Raw genomic sequence first — 21,959 nt, forward strand, 5'->3', positions numbered from 1 at the left:
TAATAATAAGATTCTACTACTTAAAAATATTATTTATTAAGTATGTCGTAAAACAAGTAATTATAAATTAAGTAAGCAAGTTTTAATGCAAATAAATATTCATAATAGTCCAGATTTGCTACGCTTATTAAATTAATAGCTACACTTGTGCCAATGAAGTACTATATCAAGCCGAAGTAGAAGATGTTTATAGAGAGGCTTGAGAATGAATAAAGCTTTTGCTCCATCTCAGGTAGTAGAAGCCTACCAGGGAAGAGGTAATACATGCAAGATGCAATTGAGATGTGAAGCCAAATCTAAATTTTCAGGTTCTTAATGATGAATAACTCCACCTGGTTGCCTTTATTCTACAAGTAGCTTGCAGTATACCTATCCCTAACCACTCATAACCTTGCTTTACCTTGTCTAATCTAAAAAATACTTTACTTGAATGGGTCCAATCCTTGGGGCCCGGTATTATCACGGCAGCTTTGGTATTCGGTCCGGGTAGCCTTACTCTGGCTTCCAAAATTGGCTCCCTGTACGCCTATCAACTGTTATGGGTGGGAATTGTAGCAGCCTTCTTCATGATTGTCTTTACTCGCATGGCAGCCAGAATAGGATTATCAGGCGAGGCAACTCTACTAACCGTAATCCGCGACAAATGGGGTAAGCTAATATCAGCCTTTATAGGTATAGGTGTGTTTCTGGTAGTGGCCTCATTCCAGGCCGGCAATTCCATTGGGGTAGGTATCGCCTTTGCTGAATTATATAATACCAGTCCTGCGCCCTGGATCATTGGTATTACAGCCCTTGGTATCGGATTGCTGTTCTTTACCTCCTTCTACAAAATACTCGAAAAGGTAATGATGATCCTGGTGGGGCTCATGCTTGTAGCCTTTGTAGGTACCCTCATTATGGTCAAACCTGACTTAGGGGGCATCCTATCTGGGTTGGTACCAACCGTACCCGACGGGTCAGAGATACTTATTATTGCGTTTGTTGCCTCGAGCTTTTCAATAGTCGGTGCCTTTTACCAGTCCTACCTCGTTCAGGAACGGGGCTGGAAATCGGATCATTTACAAAAAGCTTCGCGCGATAGTACCGTGGGCATAGTACTGCTGGGCCTGATCGGAACCATGGTAGTAATCAGTGCCGCCGCCGTACTTCATGTCCAATCCATTGATGTTAAAAGTGCCACCGACATGGCCAAGGCTCTTGAGCCGCTCCTGGGTTCACAAGCCAAATCCCTCTTCATGTACGGTATGTTCGGCGCGTCCTTCTCTTCCCTGATCGGAAATGCGACCATTGGTGGTTCGCTACTGGGTGATGCGTTGGGTTTTAAGAGCCAGCTCCACTCCACGCGGGTACGTCTGCTGATTGCCCTTATTATGATTCTGGGAGCTACTGTTGCCATTGTGTTTGGTAAGCTACCGCTTGAACTTATCGTATTTGCTCAGGGTATCACCATTCTTATAGTACCCTTTATAGGGATAGCTATACTGGCGGTGGCCAATGATGGTTTACAAATGGGCACCCTTAAGAATACAACCTTACAGAATATACTTGGTGCAGTCGGCCTGCTCATACTGCTGGGTCTGGCGATCACCAACGCCCGAACCTTATTTTTCTAACCCTTATATCTTAACTAGTATGCATATTGATGTTGATAGTCTGCTCAAACCATCTGAAACGCTGGTGGCCGAGCTGGCTACCCTGCAGGGGGATCTGCTGATCCTGGGCGCCGGAGGAAAGATTGGCCCCAGCATATGCCGGTTGGCCCGGGCAGCTTTTGATCAGGCCGGTGTTTCCAAACGAGTGATCGGCGTATCCCGTTTTAGTGAAGAAGGCCTGAAAGCTCAACTAAATGAGGAAGGCATAGAAACCATCTCGGCGGATATCCTGAACGATGAGGAGCTGCAGGCTCTCCCGCTGGTAAAGAATGTACTATACCTGGCCGGTACCAAATTCGGCACTTCCAACCGTGAATCCTATACCTGGGCGATGAACACATACCTGCCCGGTCGGGTAGCCGAAAAGTACAGAGACTCCCGCATTGTCGTCTACTCCACCGGTAATGTTTATCCTTTTACGCCGGTACTGTCGGGGGGAGCTACCGAAGAAACCCGACCAGAACCGGTAGGCGAATACGGACAATCGTGTCTGGGCCGGGAGCGTATGTTTCAGTATTTTTCGTCTTTGTACAACACTCCCCTCCTCATCTACCGCCTCAACTACGCGATTGATTTTCGTTACGGTGTCCTGCTGGAAGTAGCCAAGTCAGTACAGGCCCAGCGTCCTATCGATATTACCATGGGTCATGTCAATGTGATCTGGCAGGGTGACGCCAACGAAATGGCGCTCCGCTCGCTGCTGCACTGCGAGGCTCCCGCCAAAATCCTGAATATTACCGGTCCGGAAACAGTCTCGATCCGGTGGCTGGCTCATGAGTTTGGTAAGTTGTTTGGTACCACTCCCGAATTTATCAACGAAGAGCAACCTACGGCCCTGTTAAGTAATGCGGCTGAGTCATTCCGGCTTTTCGGGTACCCGAGCGTTACCCTTAAGCATATGATCCAGCTAACTGCTGAGTGGCTGCTGAGCGGTGGCGAAACCATTAACAAACCCACCCATTTCCAGGAACGCAAAGGACAGTTTTAACCTATGAAAACAAATAAACTACACCCTGATATCCAAGATCTCTTACAGACGGGAACCGTCATACCAGCTCATCCCCTGGCACTGACAGAAGGACTTACTATTGATGAAAACCGCCAGCGCCTGCTTACCCGCTACTACATAGCCAGCGGTGTGGGTGGCGTGGCGGTGGGCGTACATACCACCCAATTTGAGATTCGGAAGCCGGAGTTCAACATGCTGGAAAGGGTACTGGAACTGGCCGCCGATGAAGTCAGCAAGGCACAAATCGACCGTCCTTTTATCAAGGTAGCGGGTGTAGTCGGTCCTACTTCACAGGCTGTGCGTGAGGCTGAACTGGCCGTAAAGTATGGGTATGATCTGGGTCTGGTCAGCATGGCAGGGTTAACTGATCTTTCGGAAAAGGAAGTGATCGAACACATCAGAACCATTGCGAACATCATCCCTGTGTTTGGCTTCTACCTTCAGACCACCATCGGAGGCCGGGCATTCAGCTATGACTTCTGGAAAGAGTTTATGGAGATACCCAATGTACAGGCCGTAAAGGTGGCTGCCTTTAACCGCTACCAGACCCTGGATGTGGTACGCGCCCTTTGCTTCTCTAGCAGGGCGCATGATGTAGCCTTATATACCGGCAATGATGATAACATTGTGGCTGATCTGCTTACGCCCTACCGATTTGAAGTGAACGGCCAAACGGTGGAGAAACGATTTGTGGGAGGCTTGTTGGGACACTGGGCAACCTGGACTCAAAAAGCAGTCGAGCTATTCGGAGAGATAAAAGCCTGTGTGGAAAATAACTACGAAGGTATTGATTCGCTACTGCAACGAAACATAGAGGTAACAGACATGAATGCCGCTACTTTCGATCCTTCCCACAAGTTTCATGGCTGTATCCCCGGTATTCACGAAGTACTCCGGCGGCAGGGAATTCTAAAAGGCCTTTGGACGCTTAATTCGGAGGAAAAGCTTTCGGAAGGTCAACTTGAAGAGATTGATCGGGTCATCAAAGCTTACCCCCACCTGGTGGACGATGCCTTTGTACAAGAGTGGCTGGCTGGGGAGCAGTCGCTGGTGTCGTAAAAGATTGCTAAGTAAAAGTCCACATAAGGCTGGTGCCAGCATCAATCTAAAAATCTACTTGATTGATGCTGGCACCAGCCTTACTATAGGTTTGATTGGCGGCTTTTCATCTATCATAAACTAGCCCGTAATCATTCACATCATTCTTTATTTTAACGCTATTACATCTGAATGTGTTTACATTTACAACTCAATACTTATTCCTTTAAAAACCTTTGTGTACTGAGTATATTATAAAACAGGATTGTTAGCAACAGCTACTATGGAAGAAAAAGATATACGATGGGAACAGCGTTTCTCCAATTTTAAAAAAGCGCTGGCACGGCTCAGGGAGGTTGTTGAAGGAGAATAAACTGCCCTTTCAGAACTTGAAACAGAAGGCCTGATACAGCGTTTTGAATATACTTTTGAACTAGCCTGGAAAACATTACAGGATCTTCTTAGATACAAAGGGTATACGAATATTGCCGGCCCTAACCCTGTGCTTGATCAGGCTTTCAAAGATGGACATATTACAGATGGTGAAGGGTGGAAAAAAATAAAAAAATCCAGAGAGCTTTCTTCACATACCTATGACTCAGAAACAGCTGATGAAATAGCCGAAGGGGTTATAACTATTTATTACAAACTACTTAACTCTCTTTCTCTACGATTGGAAGAGGAACGATACGGAAACCAATCTTCACTTTTTAACGAATGAACTACGGTCTACCATTCGAAGAACTTGAAGCTATAAAAAATGTATTCAGGAATGCTCCGGAAGTTGAGGAAGTAATTCTCTTTGGATCCAGAGCTAAAGGGAACTTTCATCCTGGTTCGGATATTGATTTAGCGGCCATAGGGGCAGGTCTGACCTTTGATCATTATTTGAGTCTTTTAGTAGCGCTGGACGAATTAGAATTACTCTATAACATTGATGTAGTCAATTATAACACCATCAAAAACAAAGAGCTGCTGGATCATATCCACCGGATTGGTATTACTATCTATCAACGGGAGGAAAAAAAGGCGAATAAGTAGCTACTCAATACTCGCAGAGCCTCCTACTTCCGCTCCTGCTTAAATACAAATACCCCTTTCTTATTGGCGATAACAATATCTATCAAACCGTCTTTGGTGATATCTTCCGCTACTACGTGTACTCCTACTCCTGAAGAATCATCAATCTGGTGGGGAATCCAGGTGGGATTTTTGCCCGGTTTAAATTCAAACCAGTAGAGTACCGGCGGCTCGTATTCGCCCGGGTCTTTCCCCATGTGCGCGAAGTAGCGCTTGCCCGTAACCAGGTCAGGGTGTCCGTCGGAGTTGATATCAACCAGGGCCAGGCCGTGAGTCTGGGTAAACTGGTCCGAAATCAGGTGTGTTTTCCACTGAGCCGTTCCGGTTTCGTTCTGTACCTGCTCGTGCCACCATATACCCAGGGCATGAGCCGACGAGGACATTACATCCTGATCGCCATCGCCATCAACATCATAGGGGTACATCTGAGCACTGGCTTCACCCAGCTTAGCCGGATGGAATGTCCAGTCAGATTGTAAACGATTTTGGGGGGCTTCCCACCAGCCCTCTTTCACGAGCACGTCCGGACGTCCGTCCTTATTCATGTCACCCAGTCCCAATCCATGTGAAAACGGATCGGTCCCCGGGCTATTCTCTGTACTGACGGTATACTGCTTCCATCCTGTTTCATTTTTAGAAACCGGAGCACGAAACCAATTCATCTGCTTTTTGGTAGGGTTGCCTCCCAATAAGTCCAGTCGCCCATCACCATCCACATCAAAAAAACCGGCCGATTCATTCCCGACTGTGGCGTGGATCTGATGTACTTTCCAGTGTCCTTCTTTATTCTTCGGGTTCTCAAACCACTGCGCTTCTTTGCCCGGAAATCCAACCCGAACAAAATCCACCCAGCCATCCAGGTTTACATCCATACCCTGGCTGACAAAGGCATCACTATACCCCTTATCATACTCAAATTTCTGGGGCTGCGTCAGCTCATGTTTCTTCCAGTCGGGTGCTTCAAACCAGTAAGCTCCGGCCAGTACATCTATCTTGCCATCTTTATTAACATCTCCCACCGCCACTCCTTCCGCAATAAACTCATCGTGAAGTACCGCCTTTTTAAAAGTAATTTGGCCGGCAGGCTTAGACTTACCGCCTTTTTGTCCGAGTGCTTCATGGGTGGCTATAAAGCCGGATGCAAGGACGAGAAGTCCCAGAGCAATTTTTTTCATGATTATAAGCTTTGTCTTCTAAACCCAATACCAAAAGGAAGCACAAGCGTCTGATTGTTGCCATGCCGTCTGTACTGCTTTTATACAAGTACATACTGCTCCAACTTGTTTATTGGCTTCTGGTATTTATCAGGTAAAGTATAGGGTCCCCTGCGTCCTACTCCATTCTGTACGTCTATCCAGTTCAGGAGTATGGGTATAGCTCTATTTCAGAGTAGAAAATTCAGGGAAGGGTGAGGTAAAAGTATGGAAATGAACGTGTGACTACTGGTAGTCGTGAGGGCATTTAATAGTAGTAGTCAAGTACTACTACTAATACTACTAAGTACCGGCATAGGCACAGGTACAGTGAGCTCACTTAGAAACTGTTTATAGTTAGCGATAAAAGATTGATACTTCTTACCAGCTATTCAAAATAATCATAAAGTGACTCGTGGTGCTTCAACTCCGTTAGCTCACTGATAAATATAGGCTTACTGATAAACCGGATCACACTTGAATACTTCTGCGCTCTGAGCTGGTCTTCAGGATCTACAGATGATGAAAGGATACAGATCTGCGTATTGGGAAAAAATAGCTGATACCGGGCAGCATATTCATCCAGAAAATCCCACCCATTCATAACCGGCATATTCAGGTCCAGAAATACCAGTTCGGGTACAATGTTGGTTTCAATGGTCGTAAGCCTCTCAAAAAAGTTGATCCCCTCTTCCCCATTCTTCAGTTTGATTACATTGTCAGCAAACTGGTTTCTTTTGATAGTTAGCTCTATGATCCGCAGCGTAATTGGATCATCGTCTATGAGTACCAGATTATTTATCATGATAAGTAGTGGGTATAAGTGAATTTTTGACAGATTAACTCACACTGGGAAAAGTCCCTTTTTCTATGATTTACATGCAAAAATAGAGCCAGTAGAGTACCTAAATCTGACTCTTAGCCCTACATTCCCAAATAAATCCTAAGTCGCTAAATTGCTCCTAATAAATAATAATCACACCTCTTCACTACAAATTATATGCGTACTCCTATAAAACACGATGAGTATGAGGTAGTGAACGTTTACGAATATATGTACTATTTTTAGTACTACTACCTGGTAGGATGCATAGGTCAACGAAGTAATTCTACAAAAATTTGTATTTTTGGCAAATGGCATGTACATTAGTGCCAAATGCATAGACTATGGAAGTGAGATCGAAAATAACCCGTATACCCGGAACAGCAACCGCCCCCCAAACGGGCAAGTCGGGTCCATATAAACTGATAGAGCGGGCACGTGAGGGAGTTTGGGGCAAGGATGCGGATGACCTGGCAGCCCGTTTGGGGCTCACCGATCAGGAAATGGCGAAGATTCTGGCTATATCACTCCGTACCTACCACCGCCGTAAAAGTGATGAAAAGCTGGGCCTGGTAGCATCTGAACGCATTCTGCTGCTCCATCGGCTGGCTGAGCACGGTAAGGAGGTATTTGAAGACGAAGGAAAATTTAATCGCTGGCTCCGGCGTCCCCTGCAGATACTGGGTGGCAACTCCCCGCTGGACCTGCTGGATACCTCTACGGGTATGGGTATGGTGGATACCCTATTAGGCCGCCTCGAATACGGTATTCATAGCTAGTATGCCTGCTGTTTACCGTATTCAGAAACGACAGCATCTGGAAGGTATACTCACCGGCTTTGGCGCTCAACTGTACGGAGGGCGCTGGAATCCGGTTGGGGTGCCGCTTGTCTATACTTCCTCTACTCCTGAGTTGGCACTCCTTGAATCATTGGTACATCTGGAAGGTACGCCCTGGGAAGACTTGCCTCCGCTGGTACTGGTGGAGCTGGAAATACCAGACTCCCTGGATGACATAGAACTACACGAACTCCCGGACGACTGGCAGTCGCAACCGGTTCCCCCCACGGTACAGCACTTCCTGGTACCCCGTCTCAATAGTCGGGCTTCCCTTGCCTATTCTGTCCCCTCAGTCATCATGCCGTGGTCACGCAACCTGCTGCTCGATCCCCTTCACCCACTCATCCACGAAGTAAAGACCCTTCGGGTGGAGGACTTTATGTATGACCAGCGTCTGATGTAGAGTTAATCACTGCAGGTACCTCTTATTCTTATAAATACCAGGGAAGTGCCTACAATTTATCATTGGTAAAGTAATTACAGCACCATTAAATAACCAATTATTCAATATCGGCTACTTGTATTTCTTCGTTTGAAGCCTTTCTAGCCTCTTTTTGAACTTTGCCATGAAATTTATTAATAAAAGATAGGTTAAGTTTCTTATCCGACCGTCTCATAGTAGAAAAAGCGCTACACCAGAACTATGAGCAAACGTCTAACTCCGCAGGATGCCCATGAGCTATGGCAGGAATACCGCTCGGGCGATATTTATGCCTTGGCCAAAATCATGCAGGCCTACTACCCCGATCTGTACCACTGGGGTATGCGGCTCCGTCCTGATAAAGAATTTGTCAAGGACTGCATCCAGGAGACGTTCCTTAATCTGTGGAAGATTCATGCTACTATTAATGAAGTAGAGAATGTTCGCTCGTACCTCTTGGTGATGCTAAAGACGCGAATCCTGCGGGAGCTTTCCGGCAAATATGTCACACACCAAACAACACTTTCTGATGAGTATGCCTTTTCGGTTGAGTTCTCGGCGGACCTCCGGCTGATCGAAGAGGAACACGAAGTATACCAGCTTCGTAAACTGGAGCAAATGATCAACGGCCTGCCCGCCCGACAGAAAGAGCTGATTTACCTCCGTTTCTACCAGAGCCTGAGCTTTGAGCAAATTTCAGAAGTCATGCAGCTCGGGCGGCAGTCGGTTTACAACCTGTTACAGAAGTCCCTGAACAGCCTCCGCAAGAACTGGGCCCTCGGGTCCCTGCTTTTACCGGTTCTGCTCAGTCTGTAACAGGCTGGAACCTATCTAAAAGGCCGCTTATCATCCCACTACTACCATTGACAATAGCATGAAGAACTACGAAAAATTTACTGTGGAAGATTTTGTCCTGGACGATGATTTCAGGGACTGGGTACAGGGCGTGAGCCAGCAGGAAACCTTCTGGCTGACCTTTGCCAAAATGCACCCCGAAAAAAAACAGGACCTCCACATGGCCGAGCAACTGGTACGGGTTGCCACCGTAGCGGCCGAACGATTAGGTGAAAAAGAAATCCGCGAAGAAGTTGAGGACTTTATTGAAAAGGCCACTATGACAACAGCGACAGCTGAGGATACCAGTTCGATGGTTTCATACGGAGGGACCTTTGGCTGGCGGGCCTGGGCAGCAGCGGCCATGGTGTTGCTGGCGCTGGGTATGGGGTGGTACGTATATACAACTCCGAACTCCAGCCCCCTGATAATGGCCGAAACTAAAAAAGCCGGTGAAGAGCTCCTGGAAACAGTCAATAACTCCGCCAAGCCTCTCAATATCCAGTTAAGTGACGGTACCGAAGTCCTGCTTAGTCCGCAAAGCCGGTTGCAGTATCCCCCCCGGTATTCGAACAATCACCGTACCGTACACCTGACCGGCGAAGCCGTATTCAGTGTAAAACGACTGCCGGAGCCTTTTATGGTCTATACGGGTGAAATGGTCACAAAGGTACTAGGTACCCGCTTTGTTGTCCGGGCGTTCAATAAGGAAAAGAAGTTTTCGGTGCAGGTGTTGTCCGGTAAAGTGTCGGTATATACTACCAAGCCTGCTCATTCACCCCAGGACCGTGAAGTTAAAGGGTTGATCCTGACTGCCAATCAGGCTGCTATCTACGAAAAAGAAGCCCGCCAACTTACCAAAACGCTGGTAGCCAATCCCACTCAGGTGAAGGTTTCACCCACCCCGGTTGACTTTATCTATGATGAGGTAGCCTTACCGACCATACTCAATGAACTCGAAGTACACTATGGAATCCCGATCCAGTACGACAAACAAAGCTTTTACAACTGCCGAATCACCGCCACCCTAACTAATGAAACACTCTACGAAAAGCTGGACATGCTGTGCAAAACAGTATCAGCCAGCTATGAAATCGTTGACGGGCAAATCCTGATCAACGGTAAAGGGTGCGAATAGTAAAAAATAAAGGCAGGAGCGCCAACCCCTGCCTAAAGGTAAACCACGGGTTCCACTCGCCAAAGTAACCACCCGTCGCATAAGTTCCTGATAATAGAACCTTTAACCTTAATCAAACCTATGAAAAAACATCTTACAAGCCAAATCTGGATTAAACTCATGAAGTTTTCCCTAACCCAAAGTTTAGTCATGGTACTCTTCATAGGGGTTTCGTACGCTCACGAAACCAGCGCTCAGGAGTACCTCAACCGCCGGCTGTCGATCAAAGCGGATGAAAAAGAAGTCAAGAAGGTACTCGTTGAAATCGAGAAGGCTACGGACGTACGTTTTGTGTATAGTTCACAGGTGATAGCACCGACACAGAAAGTCACCCTGAACGCCACCAACTCAACACTGGACGAAGTACTCCGCAAGCTATTCAACCAGATCCAGGTCAAGTACGAGGTAGTAGGGCGAAAAGTAGTACTCTCGGCTATTCCCCCTTCATCGTCGAAGAGTAGCTCACTACTAAACAACGAAAAAATTGATGCCGTCAAAGTAGCAGCACGCTCCGTATCAGGTACTGTAACGGATGAAGGCGGCACTGGTCTGCCCGGTGTAAGTGTTGTACAAAAAGGTACTCAACGGGGTACCACGACCAACGCCGAGGGGAAATTTCAACTGGATATACCTGACAATACCGCTATTCTTGTTTTTAGTTTTGTGGGCTATCAGAGCAAGGAAGTAGCCATCGGCGGTGAATCAGTATTGAATATACAGATGAGCCCCGAGCTGAAATCACTGGAAGAAGTGGTAGTAGTAGGATACGGTACCCAACGCAAATCGGACCTGACCGGAGCCGTCGGCACCGTGAAAGGCGAAACCCTGCAGGAGCGCCCGGTGGCCTCACTGAATCAGGCCCTATCGGGACGGATCACAGGAGTAAACGTATCTATCAACTCCGGCAGACCGGGTGGTCGCGCTAATATCCGTATTCGGGGTAATACCTCTGTAAGTGTAGCTAATAACCCGCTGTATGTCATAGACGGGGTAATACTGAATGCCACGGACCTGGCCAATGGTAGCACCCCCATCGACTACATCAACCCCAATGATATCGCATCTATTGAAGTACTAAAAGATGCCTCCGCCACCGCGATCTACGGAGCCCGGGGTGCCAATGGGGTTATACTCGTGACTACCAAGCGGGGCAGCCAGGATGGCGGTCGGGTTAACTACGACACCGACTATGGCATAGGCGTACTGCCTCGCAAAATACCGTTGTTGAATTCAGAGGAATTTCTGCGGGTGGAGGAGATCGCTTATCAAAACGCACAGAAGTATGATCCTGTAGGCTGGGCCGGTGGAAAGTACACCGATCCCAAAACCAAGCGTACCAATCCACTCTTATTCGATGCCAACGGCAAGCCCCTGTACAATACCGACTGGCAGGACGAAGCATTTCGGCAGGCTCTGATCCAGAACCACCAGCTTTCATTTGCGGGGGGTAACGGCAAAGACAGCTATGGTGCCTACCTGGGGTATAGAAATGAAGAAGGTCTGATGCACGAATCATGGCTGAAGCGGTACGCGGGTCGGTTTGTATTTGACAGCCAGATCAAACAGTGGCTGAAAGTAGGAGGTTCACTCAGCTACAATGACCAGAACGAAAGCCAGGTAGATCCACTGGGGGCCGGAGGTATCATCGCGATGCGTCAGGTACTGGAAGCTCTGCCCATTATACCGGTCCGGTACCCTGATGGCCGTTGGGGTGGTAATGAGGACTATCCGGGCATGGAGGGAGGAGGTAACCCCTTACACGTAGCGACTGAGCGCCTTTACTACCTCAAGACCCAAACTATGCTGGGTAACATCTACTCCAATATCAACTTTGGACATGGTCTGGAGCTCAGAACCACATTGGGTACCAACATCATCAATCAGCGCATAGACTACTACGGGGGACGTACCCTAAACTATATTTCCAGAAATCAGGGAGGGGACGCTTCCATTACGAACGACCGCCTCAACTCGTGGCAGTTTGAAAACTACCTGACCTATAATAAGACCTTCTCTAATATCCACTCTTTAAATGGCTTATTGGGTCTTGCGTGGCAGCACGTGGATCGCTTTAACAATGTCGCCAGAGCCCAACGTTTTCAGGATGACTACTTCCAGTTCAACAACCTGGGAGCCGGAGCCGTTGCGCTCGCACCGACTTCCGGAACCAGCGCCTATGGTCTGAACTCCTACTTCGGTCGCTTCAACTACGGCTACAAAAACAAGTACCTGGTTACCTTCACCGGTCGTATAGATGGTTCATCAAAATTTGGTTCAGCTAACCGGTACGCAGTATTCCCTTCGGCTGCACTGGCCTGGCGCGTGACAGAAGAGGACTTCATGCAGGGCATAACCGCTATCTCAAACCTGAAACTCCGCACCAGCTACGGCGTAACCGGTAACTCCGAAATCACGGCTTATCAGGCACTGGCCGGACTGGGTAACTACTCCGTCATTTTCAATAATTCCCGCGAGGTAGGTATTGGCGTGAACCGTTTAGCTAACCCGGACCTGCGCTGGGAGAAAACCCAGCAGTTTGACGCGGGCGTGGAACTGGGACTATTCAGCAACCGCATCATGCTGGAAGCCGATGTGTATCGCAAGCTTACTACTGATATGCTGTTAAGTGCTCCGGTCCCTTCGAGCAGTGGCTTTACAACCGTTAGCCAGAATATAGGAAGTATGATGAACCGGGGCGTAGAGCTAGGCATCAATACCGTCAACCTATCCGGCCGTGACCTGACCTGGAATACGACCTTCAACATCTCTATCAATAAAAACAAAGTACTCGCCCTTACCGGAGGATCTGACATCTTTACCGGATCTACCATTATCCGCGAAGGTGAGCCAGTAGGTTCCTTCTTTGGTTTTGTGCATCAGGGTACCTGGAGTACTGCCGAGGAGTCAGAGGCCGCGAAGTACCTGAAGAAGCCCGGTGATATCAAGTACCAGGATGTGAACAACGACGGTCGCATCAATGACAACGACCGGGTGATCATAGGCAAAGGTATACCCGATGGCTTTGGAAGCTTTATCAACACCTTCGGCTATAAGAACTTTGAGCTGATAGTGGATATGCAGTTTATGTACGGCAACGATGTACTATTCCGCAGTAAACATTCCGCCGAAGACCGTCAGGGTATCGCCAACAGCTTCAAAACAGTACTCAATGCCTGGACACCAGAGAACCAGAATACCAACATAGCTCAACTCCGACCCGTATCAGCCGGCTATAATACCAACAACGACTCTGATCGGGTACAGAATGGTTCGTTCCTGCGTGGCCGTAACTTGCTCCTGTCGTACCGGTTCGGTAACAACATTACCCAGAAGCTCCACATGAACCGCCTGCGGGTGTTTGCCTCGGTACAGAACTTCTTCCTGTCTACCCAGTACCCCGGCTATGATCCGGAAGTATCCACTTCGGGAGCAGCCTTTGATCAGGGCGTGGATCTGTACGCGTATCCCAAGCCCCGGGTATATACAGTAGGATTGAACGTAGGTCTTTAGTAGCTAACCTTCTAACACCAGATACTCATGAAACGTACTATAAAATCATATATCCAGATTGCCCTTACCGGCTCTATCTTTTTCACCGGCACCAGCTGCTCCGATTTCCTCGAAGAGCCCGATCGCTCCAACTTCACCATGGAGAACTACTTTACTAAACCTGAGCACGCTCAGAGTGCAGTAAACTCCATCTACGAAAGCCTGAGAGCGGTATTGGGTGGCGGGTTTAACGGGGCCCCCTGGATGATGCTTGAATTTGCAACGGGTCTGGCTAACACTGAACTCGGTCAAGCCCAGAACAGCATCTTTGTCCGTAACCTGGTCAACAACTCAGATAATGAATACGGAGCGGCCTACTGGACCAGTAGCTACCGGGGCATCGCCAATGCTAATCTGGCCATTGCCAAGATACCCGGAATCACGATGGATGAGGCCGCTAAGAAGCGGTACATGGGTGAGGCCCGGTTCCTGCGGGCGCTGTACTACTACAACCTGGTCCGCATTTTTGGAAATATTCCCCTGATTACCGAACCGGTTGACTTAAAGTCAGAGACACTATACCCAACCCAGTCTAATCCCGAAGAGGTATACAAGCTGATCGTATCGGATCTGGTAGAAGCCGAAAATTCAGGACTACCCTATACAGATGCTACCGGTAGAGTGACCACGGGAGCCATCAAGTCGCTGCTGTCCAGCGTGTACCTGACCATGGCAGGCTATCCCCTGCAGAAAGGAGCTGAGTACTACCAGAAAGCGGCCGAAAAGGCTAATGAAGTGATCCAGTCGAACAAGTACACCCTTTTTCCTTCTTACGATGACCTGCATATACCGGCCCGTAAGAATACTGGCGAAAACATCTTTATGGTACAGTACGCGGCTTTTGTGCTCCCTTCCAACTGGCAGACTTCCATCATCCCTTACAACCAGGGTATATCGGCCTATACCGACGAGACGGGAGCTATATTCGCCAACAAGGAGTTTGTAGAGTCGTATGAGGCAGGTGATAAGCGGGCCGAGGAAAAGCAATTCTATTACTCTAGCTTCTCGCTGAGAAGCGACCGAAGCAAAACGCGGTCGTTGGGCGGGTACTATCTGTATAAGCACTTTGACCTGGAGGCGCAACTTTCAACTACCAGCAGTGGCCTCAACTGGCCCGTAATGCGCTACGCCGAGGTACTGCTTACCTATGCCGAAGCGGCTAATGAAGCGGGAGGCCCCTCACCGGCAGTTTATGACGCTGTCAACCTGGTAAGAAAGCGGGCTAACCTGCCAGCACTAAGCGGCTTAACCAAAGAGCAGTTAAGAGAGGCGATTTGGAAGGAGCGCTGGCACGAATTGAGCTTTGAAAACATCACCTGGTACGACATGACCCGTCTCCGCAAGGCTTTAAACGTAACTACCGGTAAGTTCGAAGACTTTGTAGGTCATAAATTCTCCTACGGACCTGTCCTGAAAGAAAGGGAACTGCTCTTTCCGATTCCTACGGCTGAGATTCGTAATAACAGCAAATTGAAACAAAATCCAGGGTACTAATCAGTCCTCCCCACTCTCTGCAACCTATATCGTACGTATTCTATTGTAGGTACTTACGGTATAGGTAGCCCCATTTCTGCTTTCTGGTATAGATTGTTGCTTTTATAACTCATGGTTGGTGCTGTAAATTTCGTCATCCTACTAACCAACGTTACATCCTAACCCCTACTACTTCGTATGCTTAAGAAAGTAAATAGAATGCTTTTTGAATCAAGATGGCTGACTGGTTTATTTATACTGGCCCTTGCCGGCTGTATTACAGCCTTCATGGCTAAGGAGCAGCCATCCCAAAAACAACAGCCCCTGGTCGTTTTTGTCACCGGTGATCATGAATACAGCGGTGAGCAAACCCTACCACTAATAGCGGCCGAACTAGAAAAAAACTATGGGATGAGGACTAAAGTACTTAAGGCCTCTCCCAATCAGAATGCCGAACAGAATATACCCGGGTTGGAGGCTCTGGCCCAGGCTGATATGGCAGTATTTTTTCTGCGGTGGCGACAGCTTCCTCCCGATCAACTCAAATATATTGATGCCTATCTGAATTCGGGTAAGCCGGTGATGGGCTTCCGTACCTCTACACACGCTTTCAACTTCCCCAAGGGACATGAGTCCGAAGTATGGAATGCCTTTGGTGAGCGGGCCTTTGGATCGCCTCCGGGTTGGGGTCGGGCCGGACATACGCACTACGGACACGAGAGTACTACCGATGTTACAGTTATTCCATCGGCACTTAAGCACCCTATCCTTACCGGGGTAGCCCCTGCGTTTCATGTACCCTCGTGGCTGTACCGGGTAAAACCCGACTATCCTCCCAAAGATGCTACCCTGCTCCTGATGGGTACGTCAGTAAACCCGGACAAAGCGGCCATTGAAAACCCGGTAGCCTGGACCTGGAAAAACCAGCATGGTGCCAAGGTATTCTTCACAACATTGGGACATCCCGAAGATTTTAAGGAAGAAAGCATGCAGCGCCTGACGGTGAACGCTATCCACTGGCTGCTCGACAAGCCTGTCCCTAAAAAGTGGAAAGGCAAGATAGACATAGATGTACCTTATCGGGGGATTGTTAAGTAGAACAACCAGCTAGTATGCCTGATTCGGCTTCAGATTCGCATAGAAAATTAATATACCTAAATCCATGACTACAAAACTAAAAGGATTGTTCCTGGCTGTTGGACTGGCACTGATCGCCTTCAGTGCGTTCCAGTTCATCCAAACCAATCCACTCAAAATCAGCGAAGGCTCCCGTATTGTCCTGATTGGCAACAATCTGGCATCAAGGATGATCAACTACGATCATTTCGAGACCGAACTGCAGGTACGTTACCCCGACAACCAGTTGGTAGTACGCAACATGGCTGACGGTGGCGACACTCCCGGTTTCCGCCCCCATTCGGCCCGCTTCTCACCCTGGGCTTTTCCCGGAGCCGATCGTTTTCAAAGTGAATACGCCAACAACTCCGGCAGCGAAGGCCACTTTGAAACCCCTGACCAGTGGCTGACCCGACTCAAAGCGGATATCATTATCGCTTTCTTCGGATACAGCGAGTCCTTTCAGGGCAAAGCTGGACTGGATAATTACAAAGCAGAACTAGATGCTTTCATCAAGCATACCCTTAATCAGAAGTACAATGGACAGGCCGTTCCTCAGTTAGCCGTGGTATCGCCCATCGCTTTTGAAGACCTATCAGGCAAGTACGACCTGCCAAACGGAAAAAAGGAAAATGAAAACCTGCTAATCTACACCAAAGCCATGAAAGAAGTGGCTGATCAGAATGGTGTTCTGTTTGTGGATGTTTTTGCTCCTTCGCAGAAATGGTACGAAGCCAGCAAAGAGCCCCTGACCATTGATGGCTTCCAGCTCAACGATGAAGGCTATAAAAAGCTATCGTTGCTGTTAGCGGATCAGGTATTCGGCAAAGTAGCCCCCAAGTCTCAATCTAACCGCAAGCTGGTGTACGATGCCGTGATGGAGAAAAACTGGATGTGGCACAACGACTATAAGATCCCTAACGGAGTACATGCGTATGGCCGCCGTTATAATCCCTTCGGCCCCGACAACTACCCCTTCGAGATCGAGAAAATCCGGCAGATGACCACCATCAGGGATACAGCTATCTGGCAGGCAGCTTCCAAAGGTCAAAAGATGGATCTGGCGGCGGCAGATAAGAAGACCCTTGAACTACCACCTGTAAAGACTAACTTTAACCCTGACAAAAACGGTAGCCTTAAATACCTCTACGGTCAGGAGGCTCTGGATAAGATCAAAGTAGCTCCCGGTTATAAACTGGAACTGTTTGCCTCCGAAGCTGAATTTCCTGATCTGGCCAATCCAGTACAGATGAGCTTTGACAACAAAGGCCGGCTTTGGGTAGCTACCATGCCTACCTACCCCCACTACAAGCCGGGCGATGCCAAGCCCAATGATAAGATCCTGATCCTGGAAGATACCAACAATGACGGTAAAGCAGACAAACAGACCATATTTGCGGATGGCCTGCACGTACCGGTAGGTTTTGAGATAGCTCCCGAGGGTGTATACATATCACAGGGAACCAACCTCAAGCTTTATACCGATACTAACGGCGACGATAAAGCCGATAAGATTGAGATACTGCTAAGTGGCTTTGACGACCACGATACCCACCATACCATCAGTGCCTTTGCGGCCGATCCATCGGGAGCTATCTATATGGGTGAAGGAGTTTTTCTGCATACCAACGTAGAGACTCCTTACGGAACCGTGAGAGCTACGAATGGTGGTTTTTATCGGTATAATCCAAAGCGTCGCCACCTGGAGCGCACCGCGCAGCTGGCCATTCCGAACCCATGGGGTATTGCCTTTGACGAGTGGGGGCAAAACTTTTTCGCCGAGACTTCAAGCCCGGACGTGCGCTGGATGATGCCGGGTTCGGTACTGCCCCGCTATGGTGAGTCGACCCATAAGTCGAAGCAGCTGATTGAAAAAGACCACATGGTACGCCCTACTTCGGGACTGGAATTTATTTCCAGCCGTCACTTCCCGGATGAGGTACAGGGCGACATGCTGATCAATAACACCATTGGCTTCCTCGGCATGAAGCAACATGATGTAGAAGAGGATGGTACCGGATTCAAAACCAAGCATCGCGTGGATCTGGTTAGCAGCGAGGACCGTAACTTCCGCCCGGTAGATATGGAGTTTGCTCCGGATGGTTCCCTGTACTTTATCGACTGGCACAACATCCTGGTGGGTCACATGCAGCATAACGCCCGCGATCCCCTGCGTGACCATGTACATGGCCGGGTGTATCGTATTACCTACCCATCACGCCCGCTGGTCACACCCGCCAAAGTAGCCGGAGCCAGTGTAGAGCAACTACTGGATAACCTGAAACTACCCGAATTCCGTACCCGCTACCGGACCCGCCGTGAACTGAGAGGCCGGAATGCCGCAGAGGTACTGCCTAAAGTGACTAAGTGGGTAGCCAGCCTGGATAAGAATAGTCCCCAATACGAGCACAATGTACTGGAAGCCCTTTGGGTAACCTGGGGACTCAACAAGGTAGATCAGAAACTACTTCGCCAGACGCTTCAGGCCAAAGATCCCCGGGCCCGGGCAGCAGCGGTGCGGGTACTTCGCTATACCGGACATCAGGTAGCCGATCAGGCCCAACTACTAACTCAGGCTGCCCGTGATGATAACAGCCGGGTACGCTTGGAAGCTATTGTAGCGGCCTCCTGGCTTGGAAAAGAAAAAGGCCTGCCCATACTGGCGGAAGCTGATAAGAAGCCCATGGACGACTGGATGGTACACGCTCACGAAACAGCCGTGGCGCACCTGAACGACAGACCGGTTAAAAAGCAGAAGGAAATAGCTGTCACATCGCACCTTAAGGGAGCTGACCTCGACCTGTATACGCATGGTAGAGAGATCTTTGCCAGAGAAGGTTTCTGTATTACCTGTCACCAACCTGATGGAAAAGGGCTAACCGCCTCGGGCTTCCCGCCGCTGGCAGGTACCAAATGGGTAACCGGTAATGAGGACCGTCTGATCAAAGTGGTACTGAAAGGCCTGTTGGGGCCTCTGGAGGTAAACGGAATCAAATATCCGGGACAGGTACCGATGACCCCTTACGGAGGTATGCTGAATGATAAAGACGTTGCTGCTGTGCTGACCTACGTGAGGAACTCATTTGGCAACCAGGCCCCCCCTGTTTATCCCGAAAAAGTGAAGCAAATAAGAGCTTCCATTGATAGCAAAAAGGATTTTTACTCGCCGGATCAGCTACTCAAGGAGCACCCAATGGAAAATATGTAGTGATCATACTACAATTAATAGAAGTATAAATGCCCCGGCATTTTCTTATGCCGGGGCATTTATTTTAAGTTGAAGTCCCAGTTGCTTAATAGTATCTAATCTCCAGTTATACGCCAAGCCAAAATAACTTATAGCCAGGAGTTGAGCTTTCTACTACGAAGCAAAAGCACTCTGAACTTGCGTGTATCCAAACTACTCTTCTAACTCTAACCACCCTACGTTGCGCACGTCATTAGTAACATAGCAAGAACTACCCCTGGTAGTAGTGTAATAAAGATCATTCGAACGAAGTGCTTAACACTCATAATAGCTTACTATTAGTGGAAGTAAGTAAAAATTACATTTTACATAAACAGGCCAGAATGTATAGTGTGTTAAAGAGAATCTGCTGATAGTACAGCTTGATAACGAAGATCAGATATAGTTGATAGTCTAATACTACTATCAGTGTCTGCTTTACTGATGACTGTAAGTCAAGTCATTAGCGTATTAAAACGTAGGTGCATATAGCTTTGGTGGCAGCAATATACGTAAAACTACTTATACTCCACAATTTTGTATTAAAATTTCGGCGAGCTATCCTATAAATTATAGTCACTGAAATGAATTATAATATTTTTAGATTTGTTATTTGGTTGATATATCTACTTTATTTAACTTTGCCTCATGATCGAACAAAAAGAACAGCATATAGCCTCAAACGAGATGTCTCTCATGGCAGAGACACTTATTCTGAATATCTTCAGGGTATCACACTTAGTGGGGCGGGCTACTAACCGTGAACTGGCACGAATGGGATTTTCTTTGCAGCTGGAGCAGGTTCAGATTCTGGTTCTTGCGTATTTGCATTGCACTACTCCCCTGTCACAACAGGATATCGCTAATCTCCTTCAAAAGGATAAGGCTGGTATTCAGAGGTCTGTCAAAACGCTGGAGCGGGATGGTTACCTGCGGATTAACTCTGACTTAAATGACCGCCGTCGTAATCTGATCACTCTGACTCCTGCCGGAAAACTGGTCGCTCAGGAAGTAATGGGAAAAACCCTCGAGCTTGATAAGCAGCTGACCAGCCACCTCAATCCTGATGAAGTAAAAGGATTGCTGAATGTACTGAAGAAATTAGCTTCTATACTGGAATCCTAAATTCCAATTTTTGGTTAATTAGTTGATATGTCTACATTACCTTATAATTTTTATATTATATATATGAATAGTAAATCAAAATGGTTGCTCAGCCTCTCACTTCTGATACCAGTTGGGGTAATGGCTCAGAATCCATTATCCCTGAAAGAGAGTATCGAATACGGCCTCAAGAATCATAATAACATCCGTATCGCTCAGTACCAGTCTCAGATTGCCAATCAGCAAGCCAAGGAAGCCATTGCGGGGTATTTGCCCCAGGTGAATGGATCGGCTACGGTAGATAATAACATCAAGCTGCAATCCACCCTGTTACCAGCGGGTGTATTCGGACCTGAGCCTACCCGTGTAGCGTTTGGTTCTAAATACCAGACTACTGGTGTGGCCGCGGCTGAGCAGGTGATCTATGATAAATCACTGCTGATCGGCATCAAGGCCAGCAAACCTAATCAGGTACGGGCTGAGTTAAATACCAAGCAGACCCGGGAAGATGTCATCTATGAAATCTCGAATAGCTACTATCAGGTATTTGTAGCTCAGGAGCAGATAGCCCTGTTGAAAGACAACCTCGAGCGGACCCAGCAGGTACTTAATGTACTCAAACTGCAAAGGGACAATGGCGTCATTCAACCCATTGAATATGATCGTACACTGGTAAGCTATAACTCTATCCAGTCGCAACTGATCCAGGCAGAAAACTCACTGGTCATGGCTCAGAACCAGCTCAAGTTTCAGATGGGCATGCCCATGGAAACACCCCTGGCCCTGCAGGACAGCCTGATCCTGACCAAACGCCCTACTGCCACAAGCGTAGGATTTGAAGCCAAAAACCTGACCGAGTACCAGTTACAAGAGACGGCTCTTGAACTTCAACGACTGGATCAGCAGCGCATCCAGGCAGGCTACCTGCCTAAGCTGAGTGCCAACGCCCGCTACGGTTCACTGGCGCTGGGTAACGAGCTACTACCGTCGTTTCAGAATTTTACCGGTTTTGGAAGCATCGGGCTTAAACTGACCGTTCCCATATTTGACGGCTTCCGTCGCTCGGCTCAGGTACAGCAGTCTAAACTGAACATCCAGGTCCTGGAAGAACAGCAGAAGCTAAGCTCAAAAGCCTACCAGCTGCAGTTTAACAATGCGGCTATACAGCTGCAAAGAGCCCAGTTGAACCTGGACAACGACAACCAGAACGTAGAGCTGGCCCGCAAGGTGTACGATGTAACACTGCTGCAGTATAAGCAGGGTACTCGTCCGATAACGGATCTGATCAACGCTGAAACCTCGTTCCGTCAGGCACAGACCAACTACATCAGCTCGTTAGTAAATGCATACCAGGCGCGACTGGATCTGGAAAGATCACAAGGCACACTACTTACTTTCTATAACCAACTCTGATCATACGAAAAG

16 protein-coding genes and 1 pseudogene are annotated in these 21,959 nt (G+C 48.1%); 15 read left to right on the top strand and 2 right to left on the bottom strand.

All coding sequences use genetic code 11. The features are described 5' to 3' along the window. The first annotated feature begins 401 nt into the window (after positions 1–401). The 5 genes and pseudogenes from JUB14_RS20800 to JUB14_RS20820 all read left to right on the top strand — a co-directional run bounded on the left by JUB14_RS20800 (position 402) and on the right by JUB14_RS20820 (position 4,740). A complete protein-coding gene (locus JUB14_RS20800) occupies positions 402–1,613 on the top strand; it encodes an Nramp family divalent metal transporter (RefSeq protein ID WP_207508750.1) in 1,212 nt (403 codons plus the stop codon). A gap of 19 nt (positions 1,614–1,632) precedes the next feature. Further along, positions 1,633–2,640, top strand: coding sequence for an NAD-dependent epimerase/dehydratase family protein (locus tag JUB14_RS20805; protein ID WP_207508751.1), 1,008 nt, complete (start codon positions 1,633–1,635; stop codon positions 2,638–2,640). Between the two features lie 3 nt (positions 2,641–2,643). Further along, positions 2,644–3,720 carry a dihydrodipicolinate synthase family protein gene (locus JUB14_RS20810; RefSeq protein ID WP_207508752.1) on the top strand — a complete coding sequence of 359 codons (1,077 nt, stop codon included), beginning with the start codon at positions 2,644–2,646 and terminating at the stop codon, positions 3,718–3,720. Positions 3,721–4,090: 370 nt separating this feature from the next. Continuing rightward, a pseudogene (locus JUB14_RS20815) lies at positions 4,091–4,420 on the top strand (HI0074 family nucleotidyltransferase substrate-binding subunit); the annotation flags it as partial. Continuing rightward, complete coding sequence (locus JUB14_RS20820) at positions 4,417–4,740, top strand: nucleotidyltransferase domain-containing protein (RefSeq protein ID WP_207508753.1); 324 nt, start codon at positions 4,417–4,419, stop codon at positions 4,738–4,740. The pseudogene JUB14_RS20815 and the gene JUB14_RS20820, both read left to right, overlap by 4 nt. Positions 4,741–4,763: 23 nt before the next feature. Here JUB14_RS20820 and JUB14_RS20825 read toward each other — a convergent pair whose 3' ends face one another. Further along, positions 4,764–5,954 carry an FG-GAP repeat domain-containing protein gene (locus JUB14_RS20825; RefSeq protein ID WP_207508754.1) on the bottom strand — a complete coding sequence of 397 codons (1,191 nt, stop codon included), beginning with the start codon at positions 5,952–5,954 and terminating at the stop codon, positions 4,764–4,766. A 406-nt stretch (positions 5,955–6,360) separates the two neighbouring features. Then, positions 6,361–6,777: a response regulator gene (locus JUB14_RS20830; protein ID WP_207508755.1), complete on the bottom strand. Its 417-nt coding sequence runs from the start codon at positions 6,775–6,777 to the stop codon at positions 6,361–6,363. 362 nt (positions 6,778–7,139) lie between these two features. Between JUB14_RS20830 and JUB14_RS20835 the strand changes: the two genes are divergently transcribed. The 10 genes from JUB14_RS20835 (at position 7,140) to JUB14_RS20880 (ending at position 21,947) form a co-directional block, all read left to right on the top strand. Further along, positions 7,140–7,574, top strand: coding sequence for an Xre family toxin-antitoxin system antitoxin (locus tag JUB14_RS20835; protein WP_207508756.1), 435 nt, complete (start codon positions 7,140–7,142; stop codon positions 7,572–7,574). Between the two features lies 1 nt (position 7,575). Beyond that, entirely contained in the window at positions 7,576–8,037 is a 462-nt protein-coding gene (locus JUB14_RS20840) for an RES family NAD+ phosphorylase (RefSeq protein WP_207508757.1), read from the top strand. 240 nt (positions 8,038–8,277) lie between these two features. Next, a complete protein-coding gene (locus JUB14_RS20845; RefSeq protein WP_207508758.1) occupies positions 8,278–8,871 on the top strand; it encodes an RNA polymerase sigma factor in 594 nt (197 codons plus the stop codon). Positions 8,872–8,929: 58 nt separating this feature from the next. Continuing rightward, complete coding sequence (locus tag JUB14_RS20850; RefSeq protein WP_207508759.1) at positions 8,930–10,027, top strand: FecR family protein; 1,098 nt, start codon at positions 8,930–8,932, stop codon at positions 10,025–10,027. A gap of 159 nt (positions 10,028–10,186) precedes the next feature. Continuing rightward, positions 10,187–13,576 carry a TonB-dependent receptor gene (locus tag JUB14_RS20855; protein WP_207508760.1) on the top strand — a complete coding sequence of 1,130 codons (3,390 nt, stop codon included), beginning with the start codon at positions 10,187–10,189 and terminating at the stop codon, positions 13,574–13,576. A 27-nt stretch (positions 13,577–13,603) separates the two neighbouring features. After that, positions 13,604–15,109 carry a RagB/SusD family nutrient uptake outer membrane protein gene (locus JUB14_RS20860; RefSeq protein ID WP_207508761.1) on the top strand — a complete coding sequence of 502 codons (1,506 nt, stop codon included), beginning with the start codon at positions 13,604–13,606 and terminating at the stop codon, positions 15,107–15,109. A gap of 267 nt (positions 15,110–15,376) precedes the next feature. Continuing rightward, positions 15,377–16,186, top strand: coding sequence for a ThuA domain-containing protein (locus JUB14_RS20865; RefSeq protein ID WP_229368088.1), 810 nt, complete (start codon positions 15,377–15,379; stop codon positions 16,184–16,186). Positions 16,187–16,250: 64 nt separating this feature from the next. Beyond that, positions 16,251–19,412 carry a PVC-type heme-binding CxxCH protein gene (locus JUB14_RS20870; protein ID WP_207508762.1) on the top strand — a complete coding sequence of 1,054 codons (3,162 nt, stop codon included), beginning with the start codon at positions 16,251–16,253 and terminating at the stop codon, positions 19,410–19,412. Positions 19,413–20,078: 666 nt separating this feature from the next. Then, the gene (locus tag JUB14_RS20875; RefSeq protein WP_229368081.1) at positions 20,079–20,555 is read left to right on the top strand and encodes a MarR family winged helix-turn-helix transcriptional regulator; all 477 of its coding nucleotides are present in this window, start codon (positions 20,079–20,081) and stop codon (positions 20,553–20,555) included. Between the two features lie 120 nt (positions 20,556–20,675). Continuing rightward, the gene (locus JUB14_RS20880; RefSeq protein ID WP_229368082.1) at positions 20,676–21,947 is read left to right on the top strand and encodes a TolC family protein; all 1,272 of its coding nucleotides are present in this window, start codon (positions 20,676–20,678) and stop codon (positions 21,945–21,947) included. The last annotated feature ends 12 nt before the right edge of the window (positions 21,948–21,959 follow it).

The sequence above is a fragment of the Telluribacter humicola genome (assembly GCF_017355935.1).
Taxonomy (GTDB): Bacteria; Bacteroidota; Bacteroidia; order Cytophagales; family Spirosomataceae; genus Telluribacter; species Telluribacter humicola.

Excerpts from the sequence above, each read along its gene's own strand:
- JUB14_RS20870 (WP_207508762.1), top strand. The coding sequence starts at position 16,251 with ATGACTACAAAACTAAAAGGATTGTTCCTGGCTGTTGGACTGGCACTG.
- JUB14_RS20865 (WP_229368088.1), top strand. The coding sequence starts at position 15,377 with ATGGCTAAGGAGCAGCCATCCCAAAAACAACAGCCCCTGGTCGTTTTT.
- JUB14_RS20840 (WP_207508757.1), top strand. The coding sequence starts at position 7,576 with ATGCCTGCTGTTTACCGTATTCAGAAACGACAGCATCTGGAAGGTATA.
- JUB14_RS20835 (WP_207508756.1), top strand. The coding sequence starts at position 7,140 with ATGGAAGTGAGATCGAAAATAACCCGTATACCCGGAACAGCAACCGCC.
- JUB14_RS20850 (WP_207508759.1), top strand. The coding sequence starts at position 8,930 with ATGAAGAACTACGAAAAATTTACTGTGGAAGATTTTGTCCTGGACGAT.
- JUB14_RS20880 (WP_229368082.1), top strand. The coding sequence starts at position 20,676 with ATGGCTCAGAATCCATTATCCCTGAAAGAGAGTATCGAATACGGCCTC.
- JUB14_RS20820 (WP_207508753.1), top strand. The coding sequence starts at position 4,417 with ATGAACTACGGTCTACCATTCGAAGAACTTGAAGCTATAAAAAATGTA.
- JUB14_RS20860 (WP_207508761.1), top strand. The coding sequence starts at position 13,604 with ATGAAACGTACTATAAAATCATATATCCAGATTGCCCTTACCGGCTCT.
- JUB14_RS20805 (WP_207508751.1), top strand. The coding sequence starts at position 1,633 with ATGCATATTGATGTTGATAGTCTGCTCAAACCATCTGAAACGCTGGTG.
- JUB14_RS20830 (WP_207508755.1), bottom strand. The coding sequence starts at position 6,777 with ATGATAAATAATCTGGTACTCATAGACGATGATCCAATTACGCTGCGG.
- JUB14_RS20875 (WP_229368081.1), top strand. The coding sequence starts at position 20,079 with ATGATCGAACAAAAAGAACAGCATATAGCCTCAAACGAGATGTCTCTC.
- JUB14_RS20845 (WP_207508758.1), top strand. The coding sequence starts at position 8,278 with ATGAGCAAACGTCTAACTCCGCAGGATGCCCATGAGCTATGGCAGGAA.
- JUB14_RS20825 (WP_207508754.1), bottom strand. The coding sequence starts at position 5,954 with ATGAAAAAAATTGCTCTGGGACTTCTCGTCCTTGCATCCGGCTTTATA.
- JUB14_RS20855 (WP_207508760.1), top strand. The coding sequence starts at position 10,187 with ATGAAGTTTTCCCTAACCCAAAGTTTAGTCATGGTACTCTTCATAGGG.
- JUB14_RS20810 (WP_207508752.1), top strand. The coding sequence starts at position 2,644 with ATGAAAACAAATAAACTACACCCTGATATCCAAGATCTCTTACAGACG.